The 25,509-nt window shown below is 62.8% G+C and carries 20 protein-coding genes and 2 tRNA genes; 14 read left to right on the forward strand and 8 right to left on the reverse strand.

The genetic code is table 11. From position 1 onward, the window contains the following. The first annotated feature begins 23 nt into the window (after window positions 1–23). Together argA and CDV46_RS00895 are read left to right on the forward strand one after the other, a co-directional pair. Entirely contained in the window at window positions 24–1,373 is a 1,350-nt protein-coding gene (gene argA, locus CDV46_RS00890; RefSeq protein WP_058379079.1) for an amino-acid N-acetyltransferase, read from the forward strand. Between the two features lie 177 nt (window positions 1,374–1,550). Next, window positions 1,551–1,826 carry an oxidative damage protection protein gene (locus tag CDV46_RS00895; protein ID WP_058379080.1) on the forward strand — a complete coding sequence of 92 codons (276 nt, stop codon included), beginning with the start codon at window positions 1,551–1,553 and terminating at the stop codon, window positions 1,824–1,826. Between the two features lie 149 nt (window positions 1,827–1,975). Here CDV46_RS00895 and CDV46_RS00900 read toward each other — a convergent pair whose 3' ends face one another. Then, window positions 1,976–3,067, reverse strand: a complete 1,092-nt coding sequence (locus tag CDV46_RS00900; RefSeq protein WP_087688878.1) for a serine endopeptidase — start codon at window positions 3,065–3,067, stop codon at window positions 1,976–1,978. A gap of 18 nt (window positions 3,068–3,085) precedes the next feature. Next, entirely contained in the window at window positions 3,086–3,775 is a 690-nt protein-coding gene (gene rpiA, locus CDV46_RS00905) for a ribose-5-phosphate isomerase RpiA (protein ID WP_058380347.1), read from the reverse strand. Window positions 3,776–3,939: 164 nt separating this feature from the next. Here rpiA and tal point away from each other — a divergent pair, with 164 nt between their 5' ends. Beyond that, window positions 3,940–4,893, forward strand: a complete 954-nt coding sequence (gene tal, locus CDV46_RS00910) for a transaldolase (RefSeq protein WP_087721558.1) — start codon at window positions 3,940–3,942, stop codon at window positions 4,891–4,893. Window positions 4,894–5,009: 116 nt separating this feature from the next. On the opposite strand, the gene rlmB is transcribed toward tal, so the two are convergent. Then, window positions 5,010–5,780, reverse strand: coding sequence for a 23S rRNA (guanosine(2251)-2'-O)-methyltransferase RlmB (rlmB, locus tag CDV46_RS00915; protein WP_087688879.1), 771 nt, complete (start codon window positions 5,778–5,780; stop codon window positions 5,010–5,012). Between the two features lie 297 nt (window positions 5,781–6,077). Beyond that, complete coding sequence (gene rnr / locus CDV46_RS00920; protein WP_084656247.1) at window positions 6,078–8,636, reverse strand: ribonuclease R; 2,559 nt, start codon at window positions 8,634–8,636, stop codon at window positions 6,078–6,080. Between the two features lie 286 nt (window positions 8,637–8,922). Here rnr and CDV46_RS00925 point away from each other — a divergent pair. Next, window positions 8,923–9,007: transfer RNA gene (locus CDV46_RS00925), tRNA-Leu, on the forward strand. 220 nt (window positions 9,008–9,227) lie between these two features. On the opposite strand, the gene CDV46_RS00930 is transcribed toward CDV46_RS00925, so the two are convergent. The 4 genes from CDV46_RS00930 to CDV46_RS00945 form a co-directional block, all read right to left on the reverse strand. Continuing rightward, the gene (locus tag CDV46_RS00930; protein ID WP_087721517.1) at window positions 9,228–11,441 is read right to left on the reverse strand and encodes a xanthine dehydrogenase family protein molybdopterin-binding subunit; all 2,214 of its coding nucleotides are present in this window, start codon (window positions 11,439–11,441) and stop codon (window positions 9,228–9,230) included. Next, on the reverse strand, window positions 11,438–12,466 hold the full coding sequence (locus CDV46_RS00935) for an FAD binding domain-containing protein (protein ID WP_087721518.1): 1,029 nt from the start codon (window positions 12,464–12,466) through the stop codon (window positions 11,438–11,440). The genes CDV46_RS00930 and CDV46_RS00935 overlap by 4 nt, the downstream gene beginning before the upstream one ends. Before the next feature lie 5 nt (window positions 12,467–12,471). After that, entirely contained in the window at window positions 12,472–13,104 is a 633-nt protein-coding gene (locus CDV46_RS00940) for a (2Fe-2S)-binding protein (RefSeq protein WP_249277581.1), read from the reverse strand. Window positions 13,105–13,490: 386 nt separating this feature from the next. Then, complete coding sequence (locus CDV46_RS00945) at window positions 13,491–14,492, reverse strand: aldo/keto reductase (RefSeq protein ID WP_087721520.1); 1,002 nt, start codon at window positions 14,490–14,492, stop codon at window positions 13,491–13,493. A 135-nt stretch (window positions 14,493–14,627) separates the two neighbouring features. On the opposite strand from CDV46_RS00945, the gene CDV46_RS00950 reads away from it, so the two are divergent. From CDV46_RS00950 to CDV46_RS00995, 10 genes are all read left to right on the forward strand, one after another. Next, a complete protein-coding gene (locus CDV46_RS00950; protein ID WP_058379088.1) occupies window positions 14,628–15,542 on the forward strand; it encodes a LysR substrate-binding domain-containing protein in 915 nt (304 codons plus the stop codon). Between the two features lie 150 nt (window positions 15,543–15,692). Further along, window positions 15,693–15,777, forward strand: a tRNA-Leu gene (locus CDV46_RS00955). Between the two features lie 386 nt (window positions 15,778–16,163). Then, complete coding sequence (locus CDV46_RS00960) at window positions 16,164–17,246, forward strand: AraC family transcriptional regulator (protein ID WP_087721521.1); 1,083 nt, start codon at window positions 16,164–16,166, stop codon at window positions 17,244–17,246. A gap of 209 nt (window positions 17,247–17,455) precedes the next feature. Then, a complete protein-coding gene (locus tag CDV46_RS00965; RefSeq protein WP_058379090.1) occupies window positions 17,456–18,022 on the forward strand; it encodes a carboxymuconolactone decarboxylase family protein in 567 nt (188 codons plus the stop codon). Next, a complete protein-coding gene (locus tag CDV46_RS00970; protein WP_087688887.1) occupies window positions 18,019–19,239 on the forward strand; it encodes an acyl-CoA dehydrogenase family protein in 1,221 nt (406 codons plus the stop codon). The genes CDV46_RS00965 and CDV46_RS00970 overlap by 4 nt, the downstream gene beginning before the upstream one ends. Next, a complete protein-coding gene (locus CDV46_RS00975; RefSeq protein ID WP_087721522.1) occupies window positions 19,236–20,213 on the forward strand; it encodes an ABC transporter ATP-binding protein in 978 nt (325 codons plus the stop codon). The genes CDV46_RS00970 and CDV46_RS00975 overlap by 4 nt, the downstream gene beginning before the upstream one ends. 51 nt (window positions 20,214–20,264) lie before the next feature. After that, on the forward strand, window positions 20,265–21,449 hold the full coding sequence (locus CDV46_RS00980) for an ABC transporter substrate-binding protein (protein ID WP_087721523.1): 1,185 nt from the start codon (window positions 20,265–20,267) through the stop codon (window positions 21,447–21,449). Continuing rightward, window positions 21,442–22,275, forward strand: a complete 834-nt coding sequence (locus CDV46_RS00985) for an ABC transporter permease (protein ID WP_087721525.1) — start codon at window positions 21,442–21,444, stop codon at window positions 22,273–22,275. The genes CDV46_RS00980 and CDV46_RS00985 overlap by 8 nt, the downstream gene beginning before the upstream one ends. Window positions 22,276–22,519: 244 nt before the next feature. Next, complete coding sequence (locus CDV46_RS00990; RefSeq protein WP_176398975.1) at window positions 22,520–24,499, forward strand: tyrosine-protein phosphatase; 1,980 nt, start codon at window positions 22,520–22,522, stop codon at window positions 24,497–24,499. Between the two features lie 201 nt (window positions 24,500–24,700). Further along, window positions 24,701–25,423: a pseudouridine synthase gene (locus CDV46_RS00995; protein WP_087721560.1), complete on the forward strand. Its 723-nt coding sequence runs from the start codon at window positions 24,701–24,703 to the stop codon at window positions 25,421–25,423. Window positions 25,424–25,509 lie beyond the last annotated feature (86 nt).

Genomic DNA, 25,509 nt, shown 5'->3' on the forward strand with positions numbered 1-25,509 from the left:
CGGATGTTTGCGCACGTACACCCATGCTGACCGAACCCGATCCCGCCCTACAAGACGAAGAGACCGCCCACCAAGCCCAGTTTGTGGATTGGCTGCGCTCGGTCGCCCCCTACATCCATGCATTTCGTGACAAGACCTTCGTGGTCGCCTTTGGTGGCGAACTTGTTGCGGCCGGCGGGCTCGATACCCTGATTCAGGACGTCGCGCTGCTGTGCGCCATGGGCATGCATATCGTGCTGGTGCACGGCTCGCGACCCCAGGTCGAAGAGCAGATGCGCCTGCGACATATCGAATCGCACTTTGCCCAGCAGCTCCGTATCACCGACGCGGCCGCGCTTGAAGCGGTCAAGGAAGCGGCCGGTGAGTTGCGTCTGGATATCGAAGCGTCGATCAGCCAGGGTTTGCCGAATACGCCGATGGGCAACGCGCGCATCAGCGTGGTGTCGGGCAACTTCGTCACGGCGCGCCCGGTGGGCATTGTCGACGGCGTGGATTTCCAGCACACCGGCGTGGTGCGCAAGGTCGATGCCGAATCGATTCGCCTGTCGCTCGCCAACGGCAAGATCGTGCTGCTCTCGCCGCTCGGCTTCTCGCCGACGGGTCAGTCGTTCAATCTGACGATGGAAGACGTGGCATCCTCGGCGGCGATTGCGCTGCGCGCGGACAAGCTGATCTTCATCACCGAGACGCCGGGCATTCTCAACGAATACAACGAGTTGCAGCGTGAGCTGACGCTCGAAGACGCCCAGCGCATGCAGTCGCAGGGCGCGCTCGACCGCGACTCGGCGTTCTATCTGAAATACGCCACACGCGCTTGCCGCGCGGGCGTGGGACGCGCGCACATCGTGCCGTTCGCGCTCGATGGCAGCATGCTGCTCGAACTGTTCTCGCACGATGGCGTGGGCACCATGATCTCGTACGAGAACCTGGAAAGCCTGCGTGAAGCGACGGTCGACGACGTCGGCGGCATCTTGCAGCTCATCGAGCCGCTGGAATCCGACGGCACGCTGGTGCGTCGCGGACGTCACCAGCTCGAGCGCGATATCGACCACTTCTCGGTCATCGAGCACGATGGGCGTCTGTTCGGCTGCGCGGCATTGTATCCGTACCCGAGCGAGCGCATCGGCGAGATGGCCTGCCTCACGGTGGACCCGGAAGCTCAGGGTTCGGGGGACGGCGAGCGGCTGCTCAAGCATATCGAGCAACGCGCGCGGGCGCGGGGGCTGGAGCGGCTGTTCGTGCTCACCACGCGTACCGAGCACTGGTTCCTCAAGCGCGGCTTCGTCAAGGCAGGCGTCGACGACCTGCCGGCCGACCGTCGCCGGCTTTACAACTGGCAGCGCCGGTCGCTGGTGCTGATCAAGAAGCTGTAACACGACACCGGGGGACGGGCCGCGTGGTTTGAGACCGATGTTTCATCGGCACCTTGAGTCTGACGCGCCCTGCCCCCATATCCGGATATCGGCCACGGCAAACGACGTCTCGATGTCGTCGCGTGAGTGCGTGGCCGCTCTTTTCACGCCCTACCCAAGATTACGAAGGAGTTCCCCATGGCTCGCATGGTTCAATGCATCAAACTCGGCAAGGAAGCCGAAGGTCTCGATTTCCCGCCGATGCCCGGCGAGCTCGGCAAGCGCCTGTGGGAGAGCGTGTCGAAAGAAGCATGGGCCGGCTGGCTCAAGCAGCAGACCATGCTCATCAACGAAAACCGTCTGAACATGGCTGACCCGCGCGCGCGCCAGTATCTGGTCAAGCAGACCGAGAAGTACTTCTTCGGCGAAGGCGCCGATGTGGCGCAAGGCTACGTGCCGCCGCCCTCGGAGTAAGCCTCGCGCACTGCCGGTGGCCTTGAGGGTCATTGAGGGTCACCGCCAGCCGAGATGAAAAAAGGGGTTCGCGACGTCATGTCGTGAACCCCTTTTTCTTTGCCTGAACCGCTGACTGCCAGCGGCTGTCAACGTTGACCGGACGCGTGTCAGGCAGGCTTGCCCGTCATGCCCATGCCTTCAACCGCCGCATTTCCCGCGTTGGCACCGAGCGACGCTGCCCCGCAGTGGTGGCAATAGTGCGCGAACGCGTTCTTGCGCGTCTTGCACGTGCCGCAGTGGTCGAACAGGCAAATGCCGCAGTGCATGCAGAAATCGCGCTCCGGGTCGTCGAGCTTCACCGGACGTTCGCACCCCGGGCACACCGCCTTCGACAGCCGCGCTTGCGCCAGATCGTACGACAGCGTCTTGCGGCGCTCCTGATCCGGCAACTGCTCCTCCGCCTTCTGCCGCGCCAGATAGCGTTGCAGCGAGACGATGGCGTAGCGCCCGATCAGCACCGTCAACACAATGCCCACCAGATAGCGCACATAACCACCGTAGTCCGGCAGATACGGCACCAGTTCGACAAAGAATGCGAACAGCGCGAAGAAGATAAAGCCCCAGACGAACGGCCACCACGTGCTCTTGCGCTGACGCACGAAGAGCCAGCCGCCAATGGCCAGCAACGGCAACGTGATCGCCAGTCGAATGCCGAAGACTTTCAGGTCCTGCGAACGCTGGATCGCGGCCAACTGTTCGCTGGCTGCCGTGTTGAGTGCGAAGCGTGCCGTACGGGCCGACTGCACTGCGCGCGAGGCGTCGAGTTGCTTCGTTTCCAGCGTGTCGACCTGCGTTTGCGCATCGCGTTCGGCGGCCTTGAGCGCGTCGAGGGCGCGCGTGCGGGAGACGAGTTCGGCATCCTGACTCGCCTGCGCCGTAGCGGTGCGCGTGGCCACCCAATCGTTGAACGACTCACGCGCATTGCGATAAGCCGTGCTGCGCGCCTTCAGTTGCAGACGTGCCGTTTCCAACTTCGTCTGGATGTCTTCGGCCTGCGTTTCTGCCTGCTTGATGGCGGCATCGGCGCGAGTTGCCTGTGCCGGATCGATAAACGAATCGAGCGTGGGCGCCGGAGCGACGCCCGGCAGCTTGTCGACCACCAGACCGCCGAGGCCGATCAAAAACGCCGCAAACAGCACGGCGATCAGCCACAGCCCACGGCGAAACCAAGTTTCGGGAAGACGACGCGATTGAGCCATCCTGCCCTCCAGGGTCAGTTATTTGTAGTCGATGGTCTTGACGCCCTCGGGCGTGCCCATGAGCGTCAGGTCGGCACCACGTTGCGCAAAGAGGCCTACCGTCACCACGCCCGGCAGTTGATTGATTTGCGTCTCGAACGCCACCGGATCGAGGATTTGCAGGCCGTGCACATCGAGAATCGCGCAGCCGTTATCGGTCATGTACGGGCTGCCATCGGCGCGCACGCGCGCTTGCGGCTTGCCGCCGAGGGCGGTGAGTGCACGGGCGACGCTGGCCTGCGCCATCGGGATGACTTCCACCGGCAGCGGGAACACGCCGAGCACGGCGACGAGCTTCGACGCGTCGACCACGCAGACGAATTCCTTCGCGACCGAGGCGACGATCTTCTCGCGCGTGAGCGCCCCGCCGCCGCCCTTGACCATGTGGCCCAGCGCGTTGATTTCGTCCGCGCCGTCCACATAGACGGGCAGGCTGTCGATCTGGTTCAGGTCGAACACTTCGATGCCGTGCTTGCGCAGGCGCTCCGTGCTCGCTTCCGAGCTCGATACCGCGCCGCGATAGCGGCCCTTGTGGGCGGCGATGGCGTCGATAAAGCAGTTCGCCGTGGACCCGGTGCCCACGCCGATCACGCTGCCTTCGGGCACGTGTTGGTTCACATAGTCGGCAGCAGCCTGGCCGACCAAGCGTTTGAGTTCGTCCTGGGTCATGGGGAATTCCGGCAAAGTTTGGTAAAGTCGGAAGTTTACCGGAGTCGGGCGTGCCGCGCCGTATTTCGTCGCACGGCATGCCGGCAGTTTCGCGCCGACCGCCCCCGTTGCGGGGCGGCATCATCGGCATCATGTCATGCAGTGCATTACTCGTAAGGCCCGCCATCATGAATCAGCTCGATCAGCTCAAGCGCCACACCATCGTCGTTGCCGACACCGGCGACTTCCAGGCCATGGATGCCTACAAGCCGCAGGACGCGACCACCAATCCGTCGTTGATTCTCGGTGCCGTGCAAAAAGACGCCTACAAACCGATTCTCACGCGCGTGGTGAGTGAGCATCGTGCCGAGACCGTCGACGAAATCATCGATCGGCTGCTGATTGCGTTCGGGCGCGAAATTCTCGACATCGTGCCGGGGCGCGTGTCCACCGAAGTCGATGCGCGTTTGTCGTTCGACACTGCCGGCACCGTTGCCCGTGCGCGCAAGATCATTGCCATGTACGAAGCCGAGGGAATTGAGCGCAAGCGCGTGCTGATCAAGATCGCGTCGACGTGGGAAGGCATTCGGGCGGCGGAGATTCTCCAGCGCGACAACATCCACTGCAACATGACCTTGTTGTTCTCGCTGGTGCAAGCGGCGGCATGCGCCGAAGCCGGTGCCCAACTGATTTCGCCCTTTGTCGGCCGGATTTACGACTGGTACAAGAAGTCTGCCGGGGCCAAGTGGGACGAAGCCGCCAACGCGGGCGACAACGATCCGGGCGTGCAATCCGTCGCGGCGATTTATCGCTATTACAAGCATTTCGGTTACGACACCGAGGTCATGGGCGCGAGCTTCCGGTCAGCCGGCCAGATTCTGGCGCTGGCGGGTTGCGATCTGCTCACCATCAGCCCGGCGCTGCTTGAGCAGCTGCGCACGACCGAAGGCGACGTGCCGCGCAAGCTCGATGTCAAAGACGCGCGTGATGCGGCGATCGATCGCGTGAAGACCGACGAGCCGTCGTTCCGCTTCCAGCTCAACGACGATGCCATGGCGACCGAAAAGCTTGCCGAAGGCATTCGCGCGTTTGCTGCGGATGCGATCAAGCTCGAAGCGTTGATCGAAGCGGCACGATAAGCCGCCGGGTTCGGGCGGATCAAAAGCAAAAAGCCGGCGAAAGCCGGCTTTTGCGTTGCTGCTGCGCGGATCGTGAATCGTGACCCTTGACTCTTGACTCTTGACTCACATGCGACTTACTTCGCTTTGGCGGCCACCTTGCGTTGACGCACGGCTTCGTACAGGCACACAGCGCTGGCGACCGAGACGTTCAGGCTTTCGCAGCCGCCCGACATCGGGATGCTCATCAGCATGTCGCAGTTCTCGCCCACGAGGCGGCGCATGCCCTCGCCTTCTGCGCCCATGACGATCGCCATCGGGCCGGTGAGCTTCGTGCCGTAGATGTCGGCGGGTGCGTCGTCCGACGTGCCGACCACCCAGATGCCGCGATCTTTGAGTTCGCGCAGCGTGCGCGACAGGTTCGTCACCATGATGTACGGCACCGTTTCAGCGGCACCGCTGGCGACCTTGGCCACCGTTGCGTTCAGGCCGACCGCGCGATCCTTCGGAGCGATCACAGCGTGAGCACCGGCGCCATCAGCCACGCGCAGGCAGGCGCCGAGGTTATGCGGATCGGTCACGCCATCGAGAATCAGCAGCAGCGGGTCACCCGAGATGCCGTCGAGCAATTCGTCGAGGTTCAGCGCGAGCGAGACTTCCTGCGCGCGGGCGACCACGCCTTGGTGGCGTGACGAACCGGCCATGCCGTCGAGGCGTTTGCCGTCGGCCTGCACCACCTTGATCTTCACGCCCGGCGCGCCCTTGGCGGCTTCCACGGCCTTCAGAAAGTCCGACATGCGGCGATCGCGCCGGGTCGGGTCGTAGTAGATCTCTTCGATGCTGGTTGCGTCGTGGCGCAGGCGGGCTGTGACGGCGTGAAAGCCGAACAGCATTTTCAATTGACTCATTTCACATCCTCAAAATAGCGTGTGCCGAGGCAGGCCCCGACGTCGGGCGGGCCGGACGGGTCGCGTTGGCCGGGGGCGTCGAATTCTCTGAATTCGCCCGGCTGTCGTACAAAGTACGACGGCGGCGGCACCCTTGCCGGGTGTCCGCCGCCGCAACCCTACGCGGTCTTCTGCGCTGCCTTGCTTGGACACGGGGGTCGGCACAAGGCGCACATCTTACTGCAAAGCGCGAACGGCCCCTGCGCTTTCCACGACATCGTGCACTGGGTGCATCGTGTCAGGCACAGGGCAATCCGATCAGCGGCGCGGCTTCTTTGCCGGGCCGCCTGCGCGTTTCGACGAGGCCGTTTTACCGCCCGAGCGCTTCACGGGCGTGGGTGCGCCGCGTTCGCCGTGGGGGATCTTGACCTTTGCCGGCTTCGGTTTGGCTGCGTGCTTGCCGGCCGGGGCCAGTTGCACGCCGTTGAGCAGCGCGCCGCCCTTGGGCAGTTGACGCACCGACGGCCCTGCCCCTGCACCAGCCGTGCCTGCTACGCCCGGCGTACCGGCGGCAGGCGTCGGCACCGGTGCGCCACCGCGCTCCGTGCGGCCTGAGGTCTTGGCGAGACTGCGGGCATTGGCTTCCTTCACCAGACGGAAGTCGATCTTGCGGGCATCGAGGTCCACACGGCTGACTTGCACGCGAACGCGGTCCGTCAGGCGGTAGCGAATGCCGGTGCGCTCACCACGCAGTTCGTGGCGGACTTCATCGAACTGGAAGTAATCGCTGCCCAGTTCCGTCACATGGACGAGGCCTTCGATGAAGAGGTCGTCGAGTTGCACGAAGATACCGAACGACGTGACCGCGCTGACCGTGCCGCCGTATTCCTCGCCGAGCTTGTCGCGCATGAAGTAGCACTTGAGCCAGGCTTCCACGTCGCGCGAGGCTTCATCGGCGCGGCGTTCATTGGCCGAGCAATGCAGGCCGAGTTCTTCCCAGACTGCGTCGCGCTTCTTCGCCGAGGGTGACTTCTTGTTCTTCGCGGCCTCGTCGTCCTTTTGGAGCTTACGGGCGTGCGGCGAAATCCCGGTCGTCATATCGACGCCCTGCGGAATCTCGGGTTCGTACTTGCGGCCGGCGAGAATGGCCTTGATCGCGCGGTGCGTGAGCAAGTCCGGATAGCGGCGAATCGGGCTCGTGAAGTGGGCGTAGGCCGGATAAGCGAGGCCGAAGTGGCCGATGTTATCGGGGCTGTAGACCGCTTGCTGCATCGAGCGGAGCAGCATTGTCTGGAGCATCGGTGCGTCGGGACGCGATTCGATTTGCGTCATCAGCTCCGAGTAATCCGAGGTTGCGGGTTCATCGCCGCCGCCGAGCGAGAGGCCGAGCGTCTTGAGGAACGTGCGCAGCACCTGAAGCTTCTCGCCCTTCGGCCCTGCGTGGATACGGTAGAGCCCGGGTTGCTTGTGACGCTTGAGGAAGTCGGCGGCACAAACGTTCGCCGTCAGCATGCATTCCTCGATCAGGCGGTGGGCGTCGTTGCGGGTGCGCGGCAGGATCTGTTCGATCTTGCCTTGCGCGTTGCAGACGATATACGTCTCTGTCGAATCGAACTCGATGGCGCCGCGCGACTTACGCGCTTTGGCGAGCACCTTGTACAGCTCGTAGAGATTTTGCAGATGCGGCAGCAGTGCGGCGCGGCGTTGGGCCTCCGGGCCCTTCGTGTTGCCGAGCACGGCGGCCACTTCCGTGTACGTGAGGCGTGCGGCCGAGTGAATCACGGCCTGATAGAACTGATATGCCTTCACGTCACCGGTCGGGGTGACGATGGCATCGCAGACCAGCACACAGCGATCGACGTCCGGGTTCAGCGAGCAGAGGCCATTCGAGAGTTTCTCCGGCAGCATCGGAATGACGCGGCGGGGGAAGTAGACCGAGGTACTGCGCGTGAGGGCGTCGGCGTCGAGCGGGCCGCCTGAGGTGACGTAATGCGACACGTCGGCGATAGCGACGATCAGGCGGAAGCCGTTGGCGCGGCCGATTTTGACGGGTTCACAGTAGACTGCATCGTCGAAGTCGCGGGCATCTTCACCGTCGATCGTGACGAGGGGCACATCGCGCAGGTCCACGCGGTGGCGCAGGTCTGGGGCGCGAACTTCGTCGGGGAGTGCACCGGCGGCGGCGAGGGCTTCGGGGGAAAACTGATGGGGCACGCCGTATTTACGGACGGCGATTTCGATTTCCATGCCGGGGTCATCGATATCACCGAGCACTTCCGAGACGCGGCCGATGGGTTGGCTGTAGCGGCTGGGGTAATCGGTGAGTTCGACCGAAACGACTTGTCCGACCTTCGCTTTGCCTTGCGAGCGGGGCGGGATGAGGATGTCGTGCCCGATGCGTTTGTCTTCCGGGGCGACGACCATCACACCGTTCTCGTTGAGAAGGCGGCCGATGACGTGGGTGTTGGCGCGGCTGACGACTTCGACGATGTGGCCTTCTGGGCGGCCGCGGCGATCGTAGCCGGCGACGCGCAGGAGGACGCGATCGTTGTGCATGACCTTCTTCATCTCTTCCGTGGGGAGATAGAGGTCATCGCCATCGTCATCGCGCACGGCGAAGCCGTAGCCATCGCGGTGGCCGATGACACGGCCGGCGATGAAATTCGAGGGGTGAGTCAGTTGATAGTAACCACGGCGATCGAGACGAATTTGGTCATCGCGTTCCATGGCGGCGAGGCGTTTAAAGAAGCCTTCGCGTTCTTGCTTTTTGATGGCCAGGGCTTCGGCGATATCGTTGGCGGACAGCGCGGAATCGGCGGTGCGCAGTACACCGAGGATTTCTTCGCGGCTCGGAATCGGATAGGGATATTTGCTCAAAGGTCGGTAGCGTTACTGTGCCGGTTGAGTCCGGCCGAGCGGCGCACCATGCGCCCTACGGTCCGTGGTGATGTTCGCGCACCGGTAAAGGGGGTGTGTGGCGAGAACAAGGACAATCATACGGCAAACCTTGCGAAAACTGCCACCTGTGCGGATTTTGGTTTTTGCGTGGGGGTTGGGTGGGGAGTTTGAAATTTTTTTGTGCGGAAGTGTTGACAGTGCGAGGGTGCATGCGCATAATCTCACTTCTTCGCAGCGAGCAGGCAGTAACGAGTGAGCTGGCGATGCCCAGATGGCGGAATTGGTAGACGCACTAGTTTCAGGTACTAGCGGGTAACACCGTGGAGGTTCGAGTCCTCTTCTGGGCACCAAGACAAAAAAAGCCGGTGATCGAAAGATCACCGGCTTTTTGTTTTGGCGCCCAGAAAGCAATGTGCTTGAGCACATTGCGTGGGGACTCGAAAGGCATCGCATGCAGGCGATGCCGGGGTCGCGCGGAGTGTGACCGAGTCCTCTCGGTGCCGGGAGGCGCCGTACGGGAGGTTGAAGCGACCACTGATCGTGGGCCAGAATTAGCGGTGTATTGCGGCGTCAGATATCCATCACCTTCTCAACCGTAATCGGCAGATCCCGCACGCGTTTCCCGGTAGCGTGAAACACCGCATTCGCCACCGCAGCGGCCAATCCGGTAATCCCAATTTCCCCAATCCCTCTCACGCCAAACTCATTGAGCGCAAGGTCAGGGTAATCAAGAAGAATCACGTTGATATCGGGTTGATCGGCGTGAACGGGGACGAGGTATTCGGCGAAGCTGTTATTGGCTGGGAGTCCGGAGTGGGGATCGTAGTCGGTGGCTTCGAAGAGGGCCATGCCGATGCCCATGACGATGGCACCTTCCACCTGATTTCGGGCGGTGAGCGGATTCACGATCTTGCCGACATCGATCGCGCTGACCACGCGAGAAACGCGCAGGTGAGAAATACCGGGATCGAAGCGGACTTCCACAAAATGGGCGCCGAAGCTACGGAAGGAGACTTTGCCTTCAGGGGCACCGCCGGTGGCGCCGTCGCCGATGGCGAGTCCGAGCCGAAGCTCTTTAAGCACGTCGCCGAACGGCACGTGTTTCCCGCGATAGACCAGCGCGCCGTCCGCAAACTGCACCTCTTCCGCTTTAGCCCCGGCAAATGCGCCCTTCCCTGCCACCGCATACGAAGTGAGTTGTCCAATAGCGTTGCGCGTCGCCGCAGCAACAGCGGGCATCACACTGGCCGTCGCCCATGAGCCACCGGAGAGCGGTGCTGCGGGCATTGCCGAGTCGGCGAGTTTCACATCAATCTTCGCAATGCTGACCCCAGTCAAATCCGCCACCGTCTGCGCGACCACCGTATACGTCCCGGTGCCGATATCTTGCACCGCGCAGGTCACCTCTACCGTCCCATCAGCGCGCAGCATCACGCGAGCCCTTGCAGGCGTACGCATCGCATCCCAGCTACAGGCGGCCATACCCATACCGATGACTTCATCGCCGTCCCGCATCATCCCAACACGGGCATCTCGCTTGCGCCATCCGAACGCATCCGCCCCTTGCACAATCGCTTCACGAAGATGATTACTCGACCATGGGAGATTGCTGCTTTCATCTCGCGTAGAAATATTACGCAGGCGAAATTCCAGCGGATCGAGACTGGCGGCGAGCGCCATCTCATCCACCGCCGACTCCAGTGCGAACAGCCCGGGCGCAGCGCCCGGCGCTCGCATGGACGTCGGCGCGCCTTGGTGCACCCGAGTCGTATGGTGGCTCACCAGAACATTGGCGCAGCCGTAAAGACTCTTCGACATCCCCCCGCAGTTTTCAGTGAAGTTATCGACAAACGCCTGCGTGGAAATCGACTCATGTCGTAGCGAAACAAGCTTCCCGTCAGCATCCGTCGCTAGCCGCAGCCGTTGCTCCGTTTGCGGCCGGTGCCCGGTCGTCGTAAACATCTGCGCACGCGGCACGAGCAACTTCACCGGCCGTCCGACTTCGCGGGAAACAGCGGCCGCAGCAATCGAATGCGGCCAAATAAACAGCTTCGAGCCGAAGCCGGAGCCGATAAACGGCGCCTCGACAACCACACGCTCAGGATCAAGCCCGAACACGCGGGCAATCGTATTGCGGTGCACGGTAACGCCTTGCGTCGCCTCATAAAGATGCAGTCCGCCATCGCGCCACTGCGCCGTGGTGGCGTGCATTTCCATGGGGTTATGCGTTTCGACGGGCGTGCGATAAACCACATCCACACGGCGTGCGGCGTTATCGAACGCGGCGGCGGCGTCACCGCGCTGGTGCCCTCGCCCGCCGTCTTGCGTGCCGTTGCGGGCGACGCCTTGTTCAAGACTCGTGAGCGGCGTTTCCTTCAGATAATCCACCCGCACCCGATACGCCGCTTCACGCGCATGTTCGAACGTATCGGCGACCACCAGCGCGACAAACTGCCCGGCGTAGTAGACCTTGTCATCCTCAAACGGCAGCCGGTGCTCGTCGGTAATCGACGCCTCGAGAATCGCGTTGAATCCGCCACCGCGTTGCGGCACGCGAAAGAGCGTCGGGAAATGATCGTGATGAAAGATATCGACGACACCGGGCACGCGCCGCGCGTCGCGCACATCAATGCTGCGGATCGTGCCGCGCGCTACGGTCGAGAACACGCCGTACGCATAACAGAGCCCGGGAGGATGCCAATCTGCGGCGTAATGTGCGGCACCGGTGACCTTCTTGCGGCCATCGATGCGACGAATTGGCTGACCGATCGTGGGCGTCGTCATACCGCACCTCCCGCCGCGAGTCGCGAGAGATTTCGGACGATGGCCTGTTCGCACAGTGCGATCTTGTAGCCGTTCTGTCCGTAGTCATGTGCGCCGTCGAGCGCCGCCGCTGCTGCCCGCTGCCAGAGTGCGGGCGACGCTTGCCCGCCCCGCAGCACCTGTTCAGCTTGCAAGGCGCGCCATGGCTTCGTCGCCACCCCGCCAAGCGCCACCCGCGCGTCGCGCACCACACCCCCTTCTAGCGACAGAATCACGGCACACGACGCCAGCGCGAATTGATAGGACGCCCGGTCCCGGCGTTTCAGATAGGCACCGCGCGCGTTCGCGAGCGGCGCATCGAGCGTCACATGCGTAATGATTTCGTCGTCGAGGAGTGCATGTTCGCGCCACGGCGTGTCGCCGGGCAGCCGATGAAAATCGGCGAAGGCGATATCGCGCTCGCCTGACGCGCCTTGCACGTGCACCGTCGCGCCGATGGCGGCCATGGCGACACACATGTCGGAAGGATGTGCCGCGATGCATTGCGCGCTGCCACCGAGCACCGCGTGCAGACTGCGGTGATGGCCGCCGATGGCGGCACACCCCGAGCCCGGCTCCCGCTTGTTGCACGGCGAGACGCCGTCACGGAAATAACCACATCGCACGCGCTGCATCACATTCCCGGCCGTCGTTGCCTTGTTACGCAGCGCAGTACTCGCGCCACTCAGCAGCGCCTGTGACAGCACCGGGTAATCGCGCACGACATTCGGGTCATACGCCAGCGTTGTATTCGTCACCAGCGCACCAATGCGCAGACGTCCGTCGGGCAACCGATCGATACGGTCCATACCGAGCCGATGAATATCGATCACGCGGGCCGGCCGCATCACATCGAGTTTGACCAGATCGAGCAACGTCGTGCCGCCCGCGAGATAGACACCCTCACCCACATTCATTGCGGCGTTCTCGGGCGTGGTGTGCGCCGTCGCGTGGACGCTGATCGCCTGCGCGAGACTTTGTGGCCGGATGAATTCGAACTGTCGCATGGTGCTTAGCCTCCCATGCGCGAGCGCGCATCCTGAATGGCGGCGAGGATATTGCGATAGGCGCCGCAGCGGCAGATGTTGCCGCTCATGGCTTCGCGCACGGCCGCGTCGTCGTGACCGATACGTTTATCAGCGAGGACCGCGACCGCGCTCATGATCTGACCGGACGTGCAGTAGCCGCATTGATAGGCGTCGTGCTCCCAGAACGCCGCTTGCACCGGGTGCAGCGTGTCGCCGCGCGCAAGACCTTCGATCGTGGTGACGGCGTCGCCTTCGTGCATCAGCGCCAGCGAGAGGCATGAGTTGATCGAAATGCCGTTGACGTGCACCGTGCAGGCACCGCACTGGCCGTGATCGCAGCCCTTCTTCGTACCGGTGAGTTGAAGTTGATCGCGCAGCACATCGAGCAGGATGGCGTTCGGCGCCACATGCAGCGCGCGACGCTGGCCGTTCACCGTCAGCGTGAGGGGCTCACCCTCGACAGGCGCCGCAGCACCGGCGTTGGCGCTCGTGTTGGCGATGGCATTCCCGTCAGTGGTTTGCGCATGGGCGTTGGGCAGCCACGCGGCGCTGGCACCGGCAAGGCTCGACGCGCCGAGCGACTTCAGAAACCGGCGGCGTCCGGCCGGATCGGCCACGGCGGCGGCAGCATGAGCGGCGGCTGTGGGCGGCGATGGCGGATGAACCGAAGTATCGGGTGAATGGGGTGAATGGGGTGAATGGAGTGAATCGGGCGACGGCGGTGACTGCGGGGGTTGATGGCCATCATGCGAGCCATGGGCGTGGCTGGAACATGACGAATGGGGGGAATGGCAAGCATGTTCCTTCATCGAGAGGCTCCCTGAGGGCAATCGTTGAGGACGGCGACCGTTCGCCGCAAATCCATTCGAGCACTATAGAGAAAGCTTGCGCGGCTTGCAGGTGTCAGGAAACTGCCATCTTGACGCCATCTGACGTTCGTTGCGGGTGTTCGCGCACGCATGCGGCAGCGGCTGCGCGCTCACCGCATGCTTCGGGATTACGGTCAGATTTTCGCGTCGCGCAGGCGGGGTGCCATGAATTCTGGTCCTATTGGCGAAGTCACGTATTTGGCGAGGATTTCGTCGATATCGGCAAGATCCTGTGCGGAGAGTTGCCAGCCGAAGGCATCGTGAACGCCGTCGAGTTGATCCGGGCGGCGCGCACCCCAGAGGGCAATCGTCGGCCCTCGATCGAGCACCCAGCGAATCGCCAGCGCGAGCACCGACTTGTCGTGACGCGCCTTCGCGAAGTCCTTGAGCGCACTCACGGCGGCCAGATACTGGTCAAACCGTGGCGCTTGAAACTTCGGGTCGGACTTGCGCAGATCGTCGCCTTCAAACGTCGTGTTCTCGTTCATGCGCCCCGAAAGCAGACCACGGCAAAGCGCACCGTAGGCCAGCACGACGAGCTTCTCGCGCTTGGCATACGGGAGCACATCGGCATCGATCGCCCGTTCGAACAGGTTATACGGCGGCTGCACGGCGGCGAGCGGCGCTGCGCGGCGGAACGTGTCCATCTGTGCGGGCGAGAAATTGCTGACACCGATAGCGCGGATCTTGCCGGCTTCACGCAGTTTTTCCAGCGTGGCGGCCGTCTCATCGAACGGGACCAGCGGATCCGGCCAATGCACCTGATAGAGGTCGATGTAATCCGTGCGAAGGCGGCGCAGCGAGTCCTCGACTTCCGTCTGAATGCGGGCGGGCGTCGAATTACGGCGAATACCGTCGTCGCCCCACGCCAGCGCGACTTTCGTGGCGATCACGGCCTTGTCGCGCAGGCCTTCGAGGGCACGGCCGACGATCGCTTCCGAGTGGCCGAAGCCATAGACCGGGGCTGTATCGATCAGGTTGATACCGCGCTCCACTGCACTGCGAATCGTGGCGACCGAGGCGTTGTCGTCCGCTCCGCCCCACATGGCGCCGCCGATGGCCCACGTCCCCAGGCCGATGCGGCTGACCGGCGTGTCGATGCCTGCGATGTGTAGCGTTTCTGTCACGTCCTTCATTGAGCGACCTCCCGAAAACATGTAATTCTGTAGAATTTAGCTCATAAAAAATTGAGTATTATTCAACGAACGCTTAACTCGTTGTACGTGCTCGACGTTTCTGGTTTTGGATATTTGATACTTGTTGGGACCTACATGCCTGCTTTCACTCGCGGCGAGCTTGCCGATCTGAACGTTTTCGTCACCATCTGCCGCCGGCAGAGTTTTCGGGAGGCCGCCACCGAGTTGGGCGTGACCACATCGGCGTTGAGCCATGCCATGCGCAACCTTGAGGCACGTTTGGGGGTGAAGTTGCTCAACCGCACTAGCCGGTCGGTTTCACCGACGGCGGCGGGTGCGGCGTTGGCGAAAGAACTGGAGCAGGGTCTTGAGCAGATTGCGTCGGCGATCGGGGCGTTGGATCGTTATCGGGCGTCACCGGCGGGTCGATTGCGTTTGAACGTGCCGCGCGATGCGGCGCGGCTGTTACTCGACCCGATCTTGCCGCGATTTGTGGCGGCGTATCCGGACATCGAGTTGGACATCACCGTTGACGACCGCATGCTGGATATCGTGGCCGAGGGGTTCGATGCGGGGATGCGATATGGCGACACCGTGCCGGGCGACATGATTGCGACACCGTTGACGCCGTCGTTGAAGTGGATTGTGGTGGCATCGCCGGCGTACTTGGCGCGGCATGGGCGGCCGAAGTTGCCGCAGGATTTGTTGTCCCACAATTGCATTCGGATGCGGTTGGGCGACAACTCGCTGTACAAGTGGGAATTGGGGAACGGGTCGAATGCGATCGAGCTGGATGTGCCTGGGGCGTTGAGTATCAACGAGACCGATGGCGTTGTGGCGGCGGCGTTGGGTGGGTTGGGGTTGGGTTATGTGCTTGAGCAGAATGTGAGGGCGGAATTGGCGGCGGGCACATTAGAGGCGGTGTTAAGTGATTGGGCGGTGGATGGGCCGCCGTTGTCGATGTATTACCCGAGTCGCCGGCAGACGTTGCCTGGGTTGCGGCACTTGATCGACATGATTCGATCCGAGCATATGGGGCGAGCGGCTTGAGGAAGCGTGAGTGGGTGCTTTATGAAGTGAGTTAAAGAAATGCTGGGGGTGTTGATGACTTTTTCGTTAAAACCTGTTGACAGCATGTGAGGGTCTCGGCATAATCTCACTTCTTCGCAGCGAGCACGCAAAAACGAGTGAGCTGGCGATGCCCAGATGGCGGAATTGGTAGACGCACTAGTTTCAGGTACTAGCGGGTAACACCGTGGAGGTTCGAGTCCTCTTCTGGGCACCAAGACAAAAAAAGCCGGTGATCGAAAGATCACCGGCTTTTTGTTTTGGTGCCCAGAAAGCAATGTGCTAATGCACATTGCGTGGGGACTCGAAAGGCATCGCATGCAGGCGATGCCGGGGTCGCGCGGAGTGTGACCGAGTCCTCTCGGTGCCGGTAGGCGCCGTATGGGAGGATGAGGTTGCAGCTGATCGTGGGCCAGTACATCGCGGCGGCGCCATTCCCTCGTAGCCCTTCGCCCTTCACCCCTCACCCTCACCCTCACCCCCTCACCCTCCACTCCAGTCATAAGCATTCAACAAAAAAATAGTTGTGTGGGGAGATGTGTGTGGGGAGGATGGATGTTTTGCCTGAGGTGATGGGCGAGGCACGAGAGAGAGTTGGCAGCCATGTCGCGAGATCGGGTGACGAGTGACGAAGCGGGATACGAAGCGGGATATCAAGCGTCGGATCCATCCGAGCAACCTGACCGGGTGGCGGATTGGTTATTGGCGGGGTTGGAATTAAAGAGCACGTTATTCCATGTTGGGGAATATTGCGGGGCTTTTCAGGCGTCGACGGCGGGTCACCAACGTGCGAGTTTCCATGTGGTGTTGGCGGGTGGATGTTACTTGCACGTAGGCGCAGAGAACGGCCAGCCTGCGCGATCGATACGACTGAGCAAGGGCGATGCGGTCTTCTTGCTTTCGGACCTGAGTCACTGCTTGTCGCCGGATGCGGCCCCGCCCGCAGACTTATCATTGCGCGCGGGAAAAATGACCGCGTTACCCGCCAAGGAAGACGAGCACACCACCACCTCAACCGTCGCCTTAGCCTGCGGCTTCTTCGAATTCCGCACCGAGTTGGACGCGTTGGTGCTTGGCATGTTGCCGAACCCGATCGTTGCGCGGCGCGACAGCGGCCGGCATGAGGGTCTCACGCAAGTCTTCGCGTTAATCCAAGCGGAAGCACGGCGCCCGGGCGAGACACCCTCCCCGTTGCTCGCGCGGCTCACCGACTTGCTTTTCTACTATGCGTTGCGTGAAGCCGTGCATGCCGAGGACGTTGCGCCGGGCATGTGGCGTTTGATGCGGCGCGACGCCTTTGGCCGTCTCGCCGCAGCCATCATCGAGTCGCCGGGTGAGCGGTGGACCACCGACACGATGGCCGATTTCGTGCACATGTCGCGCGCCCGATTTTGCAAGCAGTTTGCTGAGATCGGCGGTCAGCCGCCTGCGCAGTTCGTGACATTGGTGCGCATGAAAACGGCGGCAGCGCTGCTACGTTCCGGCGTGTCATTACCCGACACGGCGGAGCAGGTCGGTTATCAGTCCGAGTCTGCGTTCGCGCAGGCATTCAAGCGCGTCACAGGCATTCAGCCGGGCGCGTGGCGTCGGCAGACGAGCACCGATAGCGCCACCGACGCGCGTTTGCGAGCCCCCTCCCCTGCGCCTTCCGCTGACGCAACCGTCACACATTACGCGTTACACTGACGCGCCCGCGTCGCCATGCCCGCTCATGGAGGGCATGGCAAATTCAGCAATACCTCCGACGCGTCCAGCCAGACCAAGCACCGCAGCAAGGCAACGTCAGACGCCGCCGTCTGCCGGATGAGACGAATCCGCAGTATTTCCAGACGCGCGCGCATTGAGTGCTTGGCCGGGCCTCTGCACAATGGAGGCTCGACTTTGAGGAGCCCGATATGAGCCGACTGCCGTTGCATACCGTTGAGACCGCCCCGGAGGCGAGCCGTCCGTTTTTGGAAAAATCGTTGGCGGCGAATGGATTCCTGCCGAACCTGGTGGCGTCGCTTGCCAATGCGCCGACGGCGCTTGAGACGTATTTGACCGTGGGTGCGATCAACGGCCGTGCGAGTCTGACGCTGGCCGAGCGCGAAGTGGTGCAGATTACGGCGGCCGGCATTCATGGCTGCGGGTTCTGCGTCGCGGGACACACGGCGGTGGCGCTCAAGAAGGCCCAGCTCCCCGAGGCACTGGTCAATGAAATCCGCGATCAGCAGACGCTTTCCGATGCGAAACTCGATGCCGTTGCCGTGTTCACGCGTGCTGTCATTGCCACGCGCGGCGCGGTCTCCGATGCCGAGTTCTCGGCATTCAAGTCTGCCGGGTTTGACGATGCGGCCGCATTGGAAGTGGTGCTCGGCGTATCGTTGGCGACGTTGTGCAACTTTGCCAACAATCTCTCGCAAAACGAACTGAATCCGCAACTGGCGGCGTATCGCTGGGCGCCGAAGGGTCAGGCGGCATGAGCACGCACGCCAGCCCGTCCGCTGCTGCGGCCGGCGCAACCGCAAACACGGCAAACACGGCAAACACCGCAGACGTCCCTTTCGGCCTGAGCGAGCGCGCGCCCGCACTTGCCACATGGCTGGACGCGCATGCCGAAGTGCTGGACACCGACGCCACGCTGAGCGCCGAGGTTGTGCCACAACTGGCACAGGCCGGGTTGTTGCGCGTTGGCGTGCCCGTGGAACTGGGCGGGGCTGGCGGCACGATAGGCGACGCCATCGACAGCGTTGCGGCGGTGGCGAGTCATTCATTTGCCGCTGCGTTCGTGCTGTGGGGCCAGCGCACGTTTATCGAATATCTGTTGCAAAGCCCGAATCGCGGTTTGCGTGAGCGTTTGCTGCCGTCGCTGCTCAGTGGCGAGCTTGCCGGGGCAACGGGGTTGTCGAATGCGATGAAGTATTTATCGGCCATCGAGCCGTTGCAGATTCGCGCGACCGACCGCACCGGTACGGGTGGCACGCCTGCGTGGCACGTGACGGGTGGCTTGCCGTGGATCACCAACTTGCGCAAACAGGGCTTCGTCGCAGCGGCTGCGGCCGACCACGACGCAGGCGGCCCGCCATCGATCTTCGCGATTGCGCACGATGCAGAGGGTGTAACGCGCAGCGACGATCTCGACCTGATCGGTTTGCGCGGCACGAACACAGCGGCACTGCAAATGACGGATACGCCGCTTGACGACAACGATCGCATTACCGACGACGCCCCCGCATGGCTAGTGCGTGTGCGGCCCGCGTTTCTCGGCTTGCAGTGCGGCATGTCGCTCGGTCTTGCGCGCCGCAGTCTTGCGGCGACGAGCGATGGTGGCCCGGGTGCACGCGCCGCCGTGGCCGATGAAGTTGGCGCGCTTGCCGACCAGATCGACACGCTTGCCACGCGCCTGAAATCCGGCGTCGCGCAAGGCGAATTCGTCACCACACCGGCGAAGCTATTCGAGTTGCGCATTGCGTTGGCGGGCGTGGTTCACGATGCCGCGACGCTCGAAGTGCAAACGGGCGGTGGACGAGGCTACCTGCGTGGGCTGTCGGGCGTTGCGCGACGTCAGCGCGAGGCAGCGTTCGTGCCGATCGTGACGCCGAGCCTCGTGCAGTTGAAAAATCAATTGGCGGCGCAGCGAGCGAAGTCGGGCGAATCCGAAGCTTCTGCTGCACAACCCCGGACCGGAACGGCCTCATGAACCAACCCACGGCGACGCAACGCGCGCGTGCCGACACGCTGAGCGCCCCGGCACACGAGGATGACTCGCGCGACGTCGAGCGCGCTGTCAAGGCATCGGAAAACGCATCTGCAACGCCGAGCGTGAACGCCACGCCGTTTCTCACGTTGCGTGGTGTCGGACTGGCCTACGGGCCGCGAGAGATTCTGCGGGGCGTCGACCTGAGCGTCGCACCTGGCGAACTCGTTTCCGTGCTGGGCCCGAGTGGTTCGGGCAAGTCGACGTTGTTGCGGATCGCCGCCGGGCTGCTGCCACCGAGCACCGGCGCCGTCGATATCGATGGCACGCCATTGAGCGGTCCGCGCCCCGACGTTGCCCTTGCTTTTCAAGACCCTTGCCTGTTGCCGTGGCTCTCGGTCGAGCGCAACGTGGCCTTCGGCCTCACGTTCGCACGTCAGCCCAAGCTCTCGCGCGAAACCCGTCGCGAGCGCATCGACGCGGCACTCACCGAAGTCGGGCTTGCCCACGCGCATCATCTGCATCCGCGCCAGTTGTCGGGCGGCATGGCGCAGCGTGTTGCGTTGGCACGCTGCCTCGCGCGGCAACCGCGTGCGTTGCTGCTCGATGAGCCGTTTGGCGCTCTCGATGAAGTCACGCGCGCCGACATGCAGCGACTGCTCGTCACTGTCGTGCGCGATACCGGCGCGGCCACCGTGCTCGTGACGCACGACATCGACGAGGCCCTGCTCGTCTCCGATCGCATCGTGCTGCTCGGCAATCAGGGCCGCACGCTGGCGCAATGGCACGTCGACATTCCCGAACCGCGTGAGACGCAGGTGGAAGCGCTGGGTGCCCTGCGCATTGAAATCCTGCAAGCGCTGCAACGCGCGATGTCACGCGGCGTGGCGAATGCGGCAGACGCACCGGGCGAATCGCGTCTGTCTCGCGCCGCAAACACGCCGGACGCCTCAAACGCGACGGCGAATTCGCTGTAAATCATCGACCACACCGACCACACCGACCAGACCTACGGGGATCTCTTATCCATGTGCCAAATTTCCCGCCGTGAATGGCTCAAGCTTGCTTCGATGATGACGGTCGCCGGCGCTGCGCCGCTGCTGGCTTCTGCGGCTGCACGTGCCGCGGCCGAGCCCGATGCGCCGTTGCGCATCGGCTACCTGCCGATCACCGACGCCACGCCATTGCTCGTCGCGCACAACAACGGGTACTTCGAGCAGGCCGGCATCAAAGCGGAAAAGCCAACCCTGCTGCGTAGCTGGGCACAGCTGATCGAGGCATTCCTGTCGGGTCAGGTCAACGTCGTTCACCTGCTCTCGCCGATGACCGTCTGGGCCCGTTACGGCAGTCAGGCGCAGGCCAAGGTCGTGGCGTGGAACCACGTCAACGGCAGTGCGATTACCGTGACGAACGACATCAACAAGGTGAGCGACCTTGGCGGCAAGACTGTTGCCGTGCCGTTCTGGTATTCGATTCACAACGTCGTGCTGCAAGGGCTGCTTGCCGCCAACGGTTTGACGCCGGTACTCAAGAAGTCGGGCGCGCCGGCGGCCAACGAAGTGAACCTGATCGTGATGGCCCCGTCGGACATGCCACCGGCGCTGGCCGCCAAGCAAATCGCGGGTTATATCGTCGCGGAACCGTTCAACGCTGCGGCCGAGAACCTCAAGGTCGGCAAAGTGTTGCGCTTTACCGGCGACGTGTGGAAGAACCATGCCTGCTGCGTGGTAACGATGCACGAACGTGATCTGAGCGCACGCCCCGAGTGGACGCAGAAGGTCGTCGACGCGATCGTGAAGGCACAGGCATGGACGCGCACGCATCCGGAAGACGCTGCCCGCCTGCTCTCGAAGGAAGGCGAGAATCGCTACACGCCGCATCCGTTCCAGGTGTTGCAGCGCGTGCTGGCCCCGTCGGCGGCGGAAGAAGGCCGTTATCTGGCGGACAAGGCGATCGTGCATGCCGACTGGCACGAGAAGCGCATCGACTTCCAGCCGTATCCGTACCCGAGTTATACCGAAGCCCTCGTGCGTCGTATGCAGAAGACGCAGGTGGAAGGCAACGCACAGTTCCTCGCCAAGCTCGATCCGGCGTTTGTCGCGCGCGATCTGGTCGACGACCGCTTCGTGAAGAAGAGCATTGCGGCGGCGGGCGGCATGAAGGCCTTCGGGTTGCCGGAAGGGTTCACGCGTCAGGAGGTCATCGTTGTCTGAGCTGGCGTCCGCAAAGGCAAGCGTTGCGGGTACCGCAGGCTCTGCAACCCATGCGAGTGCAGTCTCCGCTGACCACCGCGCGTGGCTAGGGTTGGCGGGACTGGCAGGCATTATCGCGATCTGGTGGCTGGGCATTGCGTTACTGACCACACCGGGCTCACTGGCCGCGCAGTTCTCACCCGCGGCAGCGCTGAGCGCCCTGCCCGATCTGTTTCGCGACGAGCAACTCGGCCTGCATATTCTCGCGAGCTTGCGACGCATCGGCGTCGGGCTGGCATGGGCGCTGGTGCTGGGCGTGCCGCTCGGCTTTCTGATCGGTCGCGTGCGCTGGCTCGACGCGACGCTCACGCCGTCGCTGCAATTCCTGCGCATGGTGTCGCCACTGTCGTGGATGCCGATCGCCGTGATGTCGCTCGGCGTTGGCGATCCGGCCGTGTACTTTCTGCTCGCGTTTGCAGCACTGTGGCCGCTGGTGATGAGCACCGCCGCAGGCGTTACGCAAATCGACCGGCGCTGGGTGCAGTTGGGCGAGAGTCTCGCCGCCACCCGTTGGGAGATGCTCTGGCACGTCTACGTTCCTGGCATCGCGGCGCATGTGCTGACGGGCGTGCGTCTGGCGATCGGCATTCTGTGGATCGTGCTGGTCCCGGCAGAAATGCTGGGCGTGAACGCCGGACTGGGCTACCTGATTCTCGACACCCGCGACCGGTTGGCCTATTCGGAGCTGACGGCGGTCATTCTCGTCATCGGCGTGCTCGGCTTCGGCCTCGATTGGGCTGCACGCTTCATCTATCGCCGCTTTAGCGGAACGATGACCGACGAGTGAGCGAGCGCCTCCCCGGCCTTGTTCACCACACCATCTGGTGCGCCGTGAAGGCGCGCTAAGCCCGGCGTCAACGGGCTGACGAGTCGCCGCGTCAGCCCTCCCGTCTCATCTCCCAAAAACGCGAGACGCCGAACGCTTTCATAAAGCACGCTCTTAGCATGCCTCGTACGACACCAGATCCCTTGCCCAACTCGGCATGAATCGATCCAGTGCGTTTTCGATACTCATACGAGGCATGACGGCAATGCATGATTACCTTCGCATCAGTGGGCTTATCGCGCTCGGCATGATCGCCAGCGCTGTTTCGTACGCCGGCGTAACGTTTCCAATCCAAACGCCATTGCTAACGTCGACAAGAAATTTCCGCGACATTGCCGGCGTCGCGGCCAAATACGGTGGCACGGGTCTCAGCAATGGCGTCGCCAACAATGGTGTCATGCGCACCGGCATCTTTTTTCGATCCGGCGCCCTCCCGGCCCCTTCCCTCGCTGAAGAAGCCGCGATCGGTTCCATTGGGCTCACGGAAGTGATCGATCTACGCATGCCCGCCGAAATTGCCGAGCGCACTGACAAACCTATTGCGGGGACCGTCTTTCGCAACATCGACATGTTCAGCCGAATGGATCTGGAGATTTTGACGAGACCCGCGACATCCGTGGTCGCGACGAACGCGGCATTTGTGACAACTTATGGAAAATTTGTCACCGATCCCGCGGCGCGCGACACGCTCAGAACCGTGCTGCTCGACCTTGCCTCATCCAATGGCCCCGTACTCATCCACTGCACGGTAGGCAAAGACCGGACCGGCTGGGTAATGGCAATTTTGGAAGACATTGCCGGTGTGGCACCTGCCCAGCTGATGGACGATTTTCTCGCATCAAACCAGTACTCGGCTCTTTCCATCGAGTCTCTGAAACAACTAAGACTCGCCGAGTACACCCCCTTGCTCGGCGCATCCGTTGCTCAGGAAATATCCGACGCTGAAGGCACCCTGGCGAGCGTGTCACCCGTATGGCTACAGACGTCGCTAGATACCGTGACGCGCGAATACGGCAACATGCAGAACTACCTGACTCAGGGGTTGGGTCTCACTCAGGCGGACATCTATGTGCTGCGCGCAAAGATGGTCCACTACCATTCCCTGCCGGGTCAGGCCGCGCTAAAGGGAAACGCGGCGCGCGGCGCCGAGTTGCTCGTCAAGCTGCAAGAAAGCCCACTCTCGGGACGCTACACAGCATTCAACAACTATTTTCAATCCGCCGTCGATGGCGGCACGCTCGGTGGGGTCGCCAACCAAATCGGTGGTCAGATTCACGCGGATTCCACGGCCAATCTGCTCAGACAACCGCTGGCCGTGGAGTCGGCCATGCGTGCCTACGTCACCGCACCGGCCGCTGTCAGACAGACACCTGTTTGGGTGACGGTATGGGCAAATACATCGCGCGCGCGAGGCGCGGCCGGCGTGGCTGGCAGCAAGCAACGCGAGTACGGCGTCCTCGCGGGGATTACACAGCCGGTAACGCCACAATTGGCCCTATACGCCGCAGCCGGGAATGAAAATCAGCGGACGGAAACTGCCGACGCCATGTCAACGCTTAACAGCTTGCAACTGGTCGCAGGAACACGCTACGCGTTCTTTCCCGGGAAAAACAGCCTGTTCGTCGACGGTAGCGTCATGGGCAGCCGGGGCAACTATCAAAGCACGCGCGGCCTGGGCAATGGCCTGGGCACGGCCACCGGTTCAAGCAGAAGCTGGTTGTACAGCACCACGGCCATGCTCGGGAAGTCGTTCGACATGCCAGGGATGACACTCACGCCGCCCCTCGGTGTGCGCCATACCGAGGGGCGTTTAGGCGGCTTCACCGAAAGCGGCAGCGAACTCGCGCTCAATATGCAGAGCCAAAAGCAGCATGTCCTCACCACGCGTGCGCGGCTCGACGTGCACTTTCACGACAGAGCGCTGGGTGCATGGACATTCCGGCCGACATTGACACTGGGACTCGAACGCACGCTTGGCCCGGCGACCGTCAGTAGTTTCGGCACGCTCCAGGGCTATGGCATCAGCCAGACCGCCGCCTACCGCGCCCGTCTGTTCGGCTTGGCTGAACTCAGTGTTCAGGCCGGGCGTGGACCGTTGACGGCAGAATGGCGCGGGACCGTCGGCGGCGGTGAACACGGGGCGATTTCGCTCGCAAGTCTCGCGTCGCTGACGTACCTATTCTAAGAAGCAATTTGCCCCCTCGCCGTCCCCGAAAGGCAAGGCCATCCCGTCAGACAAGGCGGGCCAGTCCCCCATCCGCCACGCGCGTGATCCGGATGTAGTCCACATGGGTGATGCGGCCCTTGATCCTGATTCGCGCTACCTCGTGCCCTCAGGCCGCTACAATAGCGGCCTGAATTCATGACGCCCGACGGAGAACGGATCATCGAGCTAGAACGTATTTTGCAATCGCAGGGCTTCGGCAGTCGCAAGATGTGCCGCAAGCTGGTCGCCACCGGCGCCTTCGCCATCGACGGCGTGGTGCGCGACAACCCGCGCGAATCGATCGATCCGCACGGCCTGCACTTCACGCTGGACGGCGAACCGTGGGAGTACCGCGAGCACGTCTACGTGCTGCTCAACAAGCCCGCTGGCTTCGAGTGTTCCACCAGCCCCACACACCATGAAGGCGTGCATTCGCTGCTGCCGCTGCCGTTGGCCGTGCGTGGCGTGCAACCCGCCGGACGTCTCGATCAGGACACCACCGGCATGTTGCTGCTCTCCGACGATGGCCCGTTTCTGCACGCCATGATGTCGCCACGACGTCACGTCCCCAAGCGCTACATCGCGACCACCAAGCACGCTGTGACGGACGAGATGCTGCAAGCGTTGCGTGATGGGGTGTTGTTGCGCGACGAAACCGAGCTGTTGGCCGCCACCGACGTGATGAGCCCTTCGTCACACGAGATCGCGCTCACGATCACGCAAGGCAAATACCATCAGGTCAAGCGGATGGTCGCTGCGGCGGGCAATCGGGTGGAAGGTCTGGTCAGAACCGCCATCGGCGGTTTGCCGATGGGGACACTTGCGGAAGGGGAATGGCGCTATCTCAACCCCGACGAACTTCTGTCACTGCCGTACGAAATTCCAGCAACCGGTCAGCGGTAACGCCAACACCGCCGGATTCGGCAGAATCGGTGGAATCGGTGGAATCGAGGCGGACGACGGTGGCGATGGTAACGAGGGCGACGAGG

Source organism: Pandoraea sp. PE-S2T-3 (assembly GCF_002179965.1).
Classification (GTDB): Bacteria; Pseudomonadota; Gammaproteobacteria; order Burkholderiales; family Burkholderiaceae; genus Pandoraea.

What these genes read in the sequence shown, in the direction of transcription:
- argA (WP_058379079.1), top strand. Translation starts at nt 24, where the DNA reads ATGCTGACCGAACCCGATCCCGCCCTACAAGACGAAGAGACCGCCCAC.
- CDV46_RS00895 (WP_058379080.1), top strand. Translation starts at nt 1,551, where the DNA reads ATGGCTCGCATGGTTCAATGCATCAAACTCGGCAAGGAAGCCGAAGGT.
- CDV46_RS00900 (WP_087688878.1), bottom strand. Translation starts at nt 3,067, where the DNA reads ATGGCTCAATCGCGTCGTCTTCCCGAAACTTGGTTTCGCCGTGGGCTG.
- rpiA (WP_058380347.1), bottom strand. Translation starts at nt 3,775, where the DNA reads ATGACCCAGGACGAACTCAAACGCTTGGTCGGCCAGGCTGCTGCCGAC.
- rlmB (WP_087688879.1), bottom strand. Translation starts at nt 5,780, where the DNA reads ATGAGTCAATTGAAAATGCTGTTCGGCTTTCACGCCGTCACAGCCCGC.
- CDV46_RS00930 (WP_087721517.1), bottom strand. Translation starts at nt 11,441, where the DNA reads ATGACGACGCCCACGATCGGTCAGCCAATTCGTCGCATCGATGGCCGC.
- CDV46_RS00935 (WP_087721518.1), bottom strand. Translation starts at nt 12,466, where the DNA reads ATGCGACAGTTCGAATTCATCCGGCCACAAAGTCTCGCGCAGGCGATC.
- CDV46_RS00945 (WP_087721520.1), bottom strand. Translation starts at nt 14,492, where the DNA reads ATGAAGGACGTGACAGAAACGCTACACATCGCAGGCATCGACACGCCG.
- CDV46_RS00950 (WP_058379088.1), top strand. Translation starts at nt 14,628, where the DNA reads ATGCCTGCTTTCACTCGCGGCGAGCTTGCCGATCTGAACGTTTTCGTC.
- CDV46_RS00960 (WP_087721521.1), top strand. Translation starts at nt 16,164, where the DNA reads ATGTCGCGAGATCGGGTGACGAGTGACGAAGCGGGATACGAAGCGGGA.
- CDV46_RS00965 (WP_058379090.1), top strand. Translation starts at nt 17,456, where the DNA reads ATGAGCCGACTGCCGTTGCATACCGTTGAGACCGCCCCGGAGGCGAGC.
- CDV46_RS00970 (WP_087688887.1), top strand. Translation starts at nt 18,019, where the DNA reads ATGAGCACGCACGCCAGCCCGTCCGCTGCTGCGGCCGGCGCAACCGCA.
- CDV46_RS00975 (WP_087721522.1), top strand. Translation starts at nt 19,236, where the DNA reads ATGAACCAACCCACGGCGACGCAACGCGCGCGTGCCGACACGCTGAGC.
- CDV46_RS00980 (WP_087721523.1), top strand. Translation starts at nt 20,265, where the DNA reads ATGTGCCAAATTTCCCGCCGTGAATGGCTCAAGCTTGCTTCGATGATG.
- CDV46_RS00990 (WP_176398975.1), top strand. Translation starts at nt 22,520, where the DNA reads ATGCATGATTACCTTCGCATCAGTGGGCTTATCGCGCTCGGCATGATC.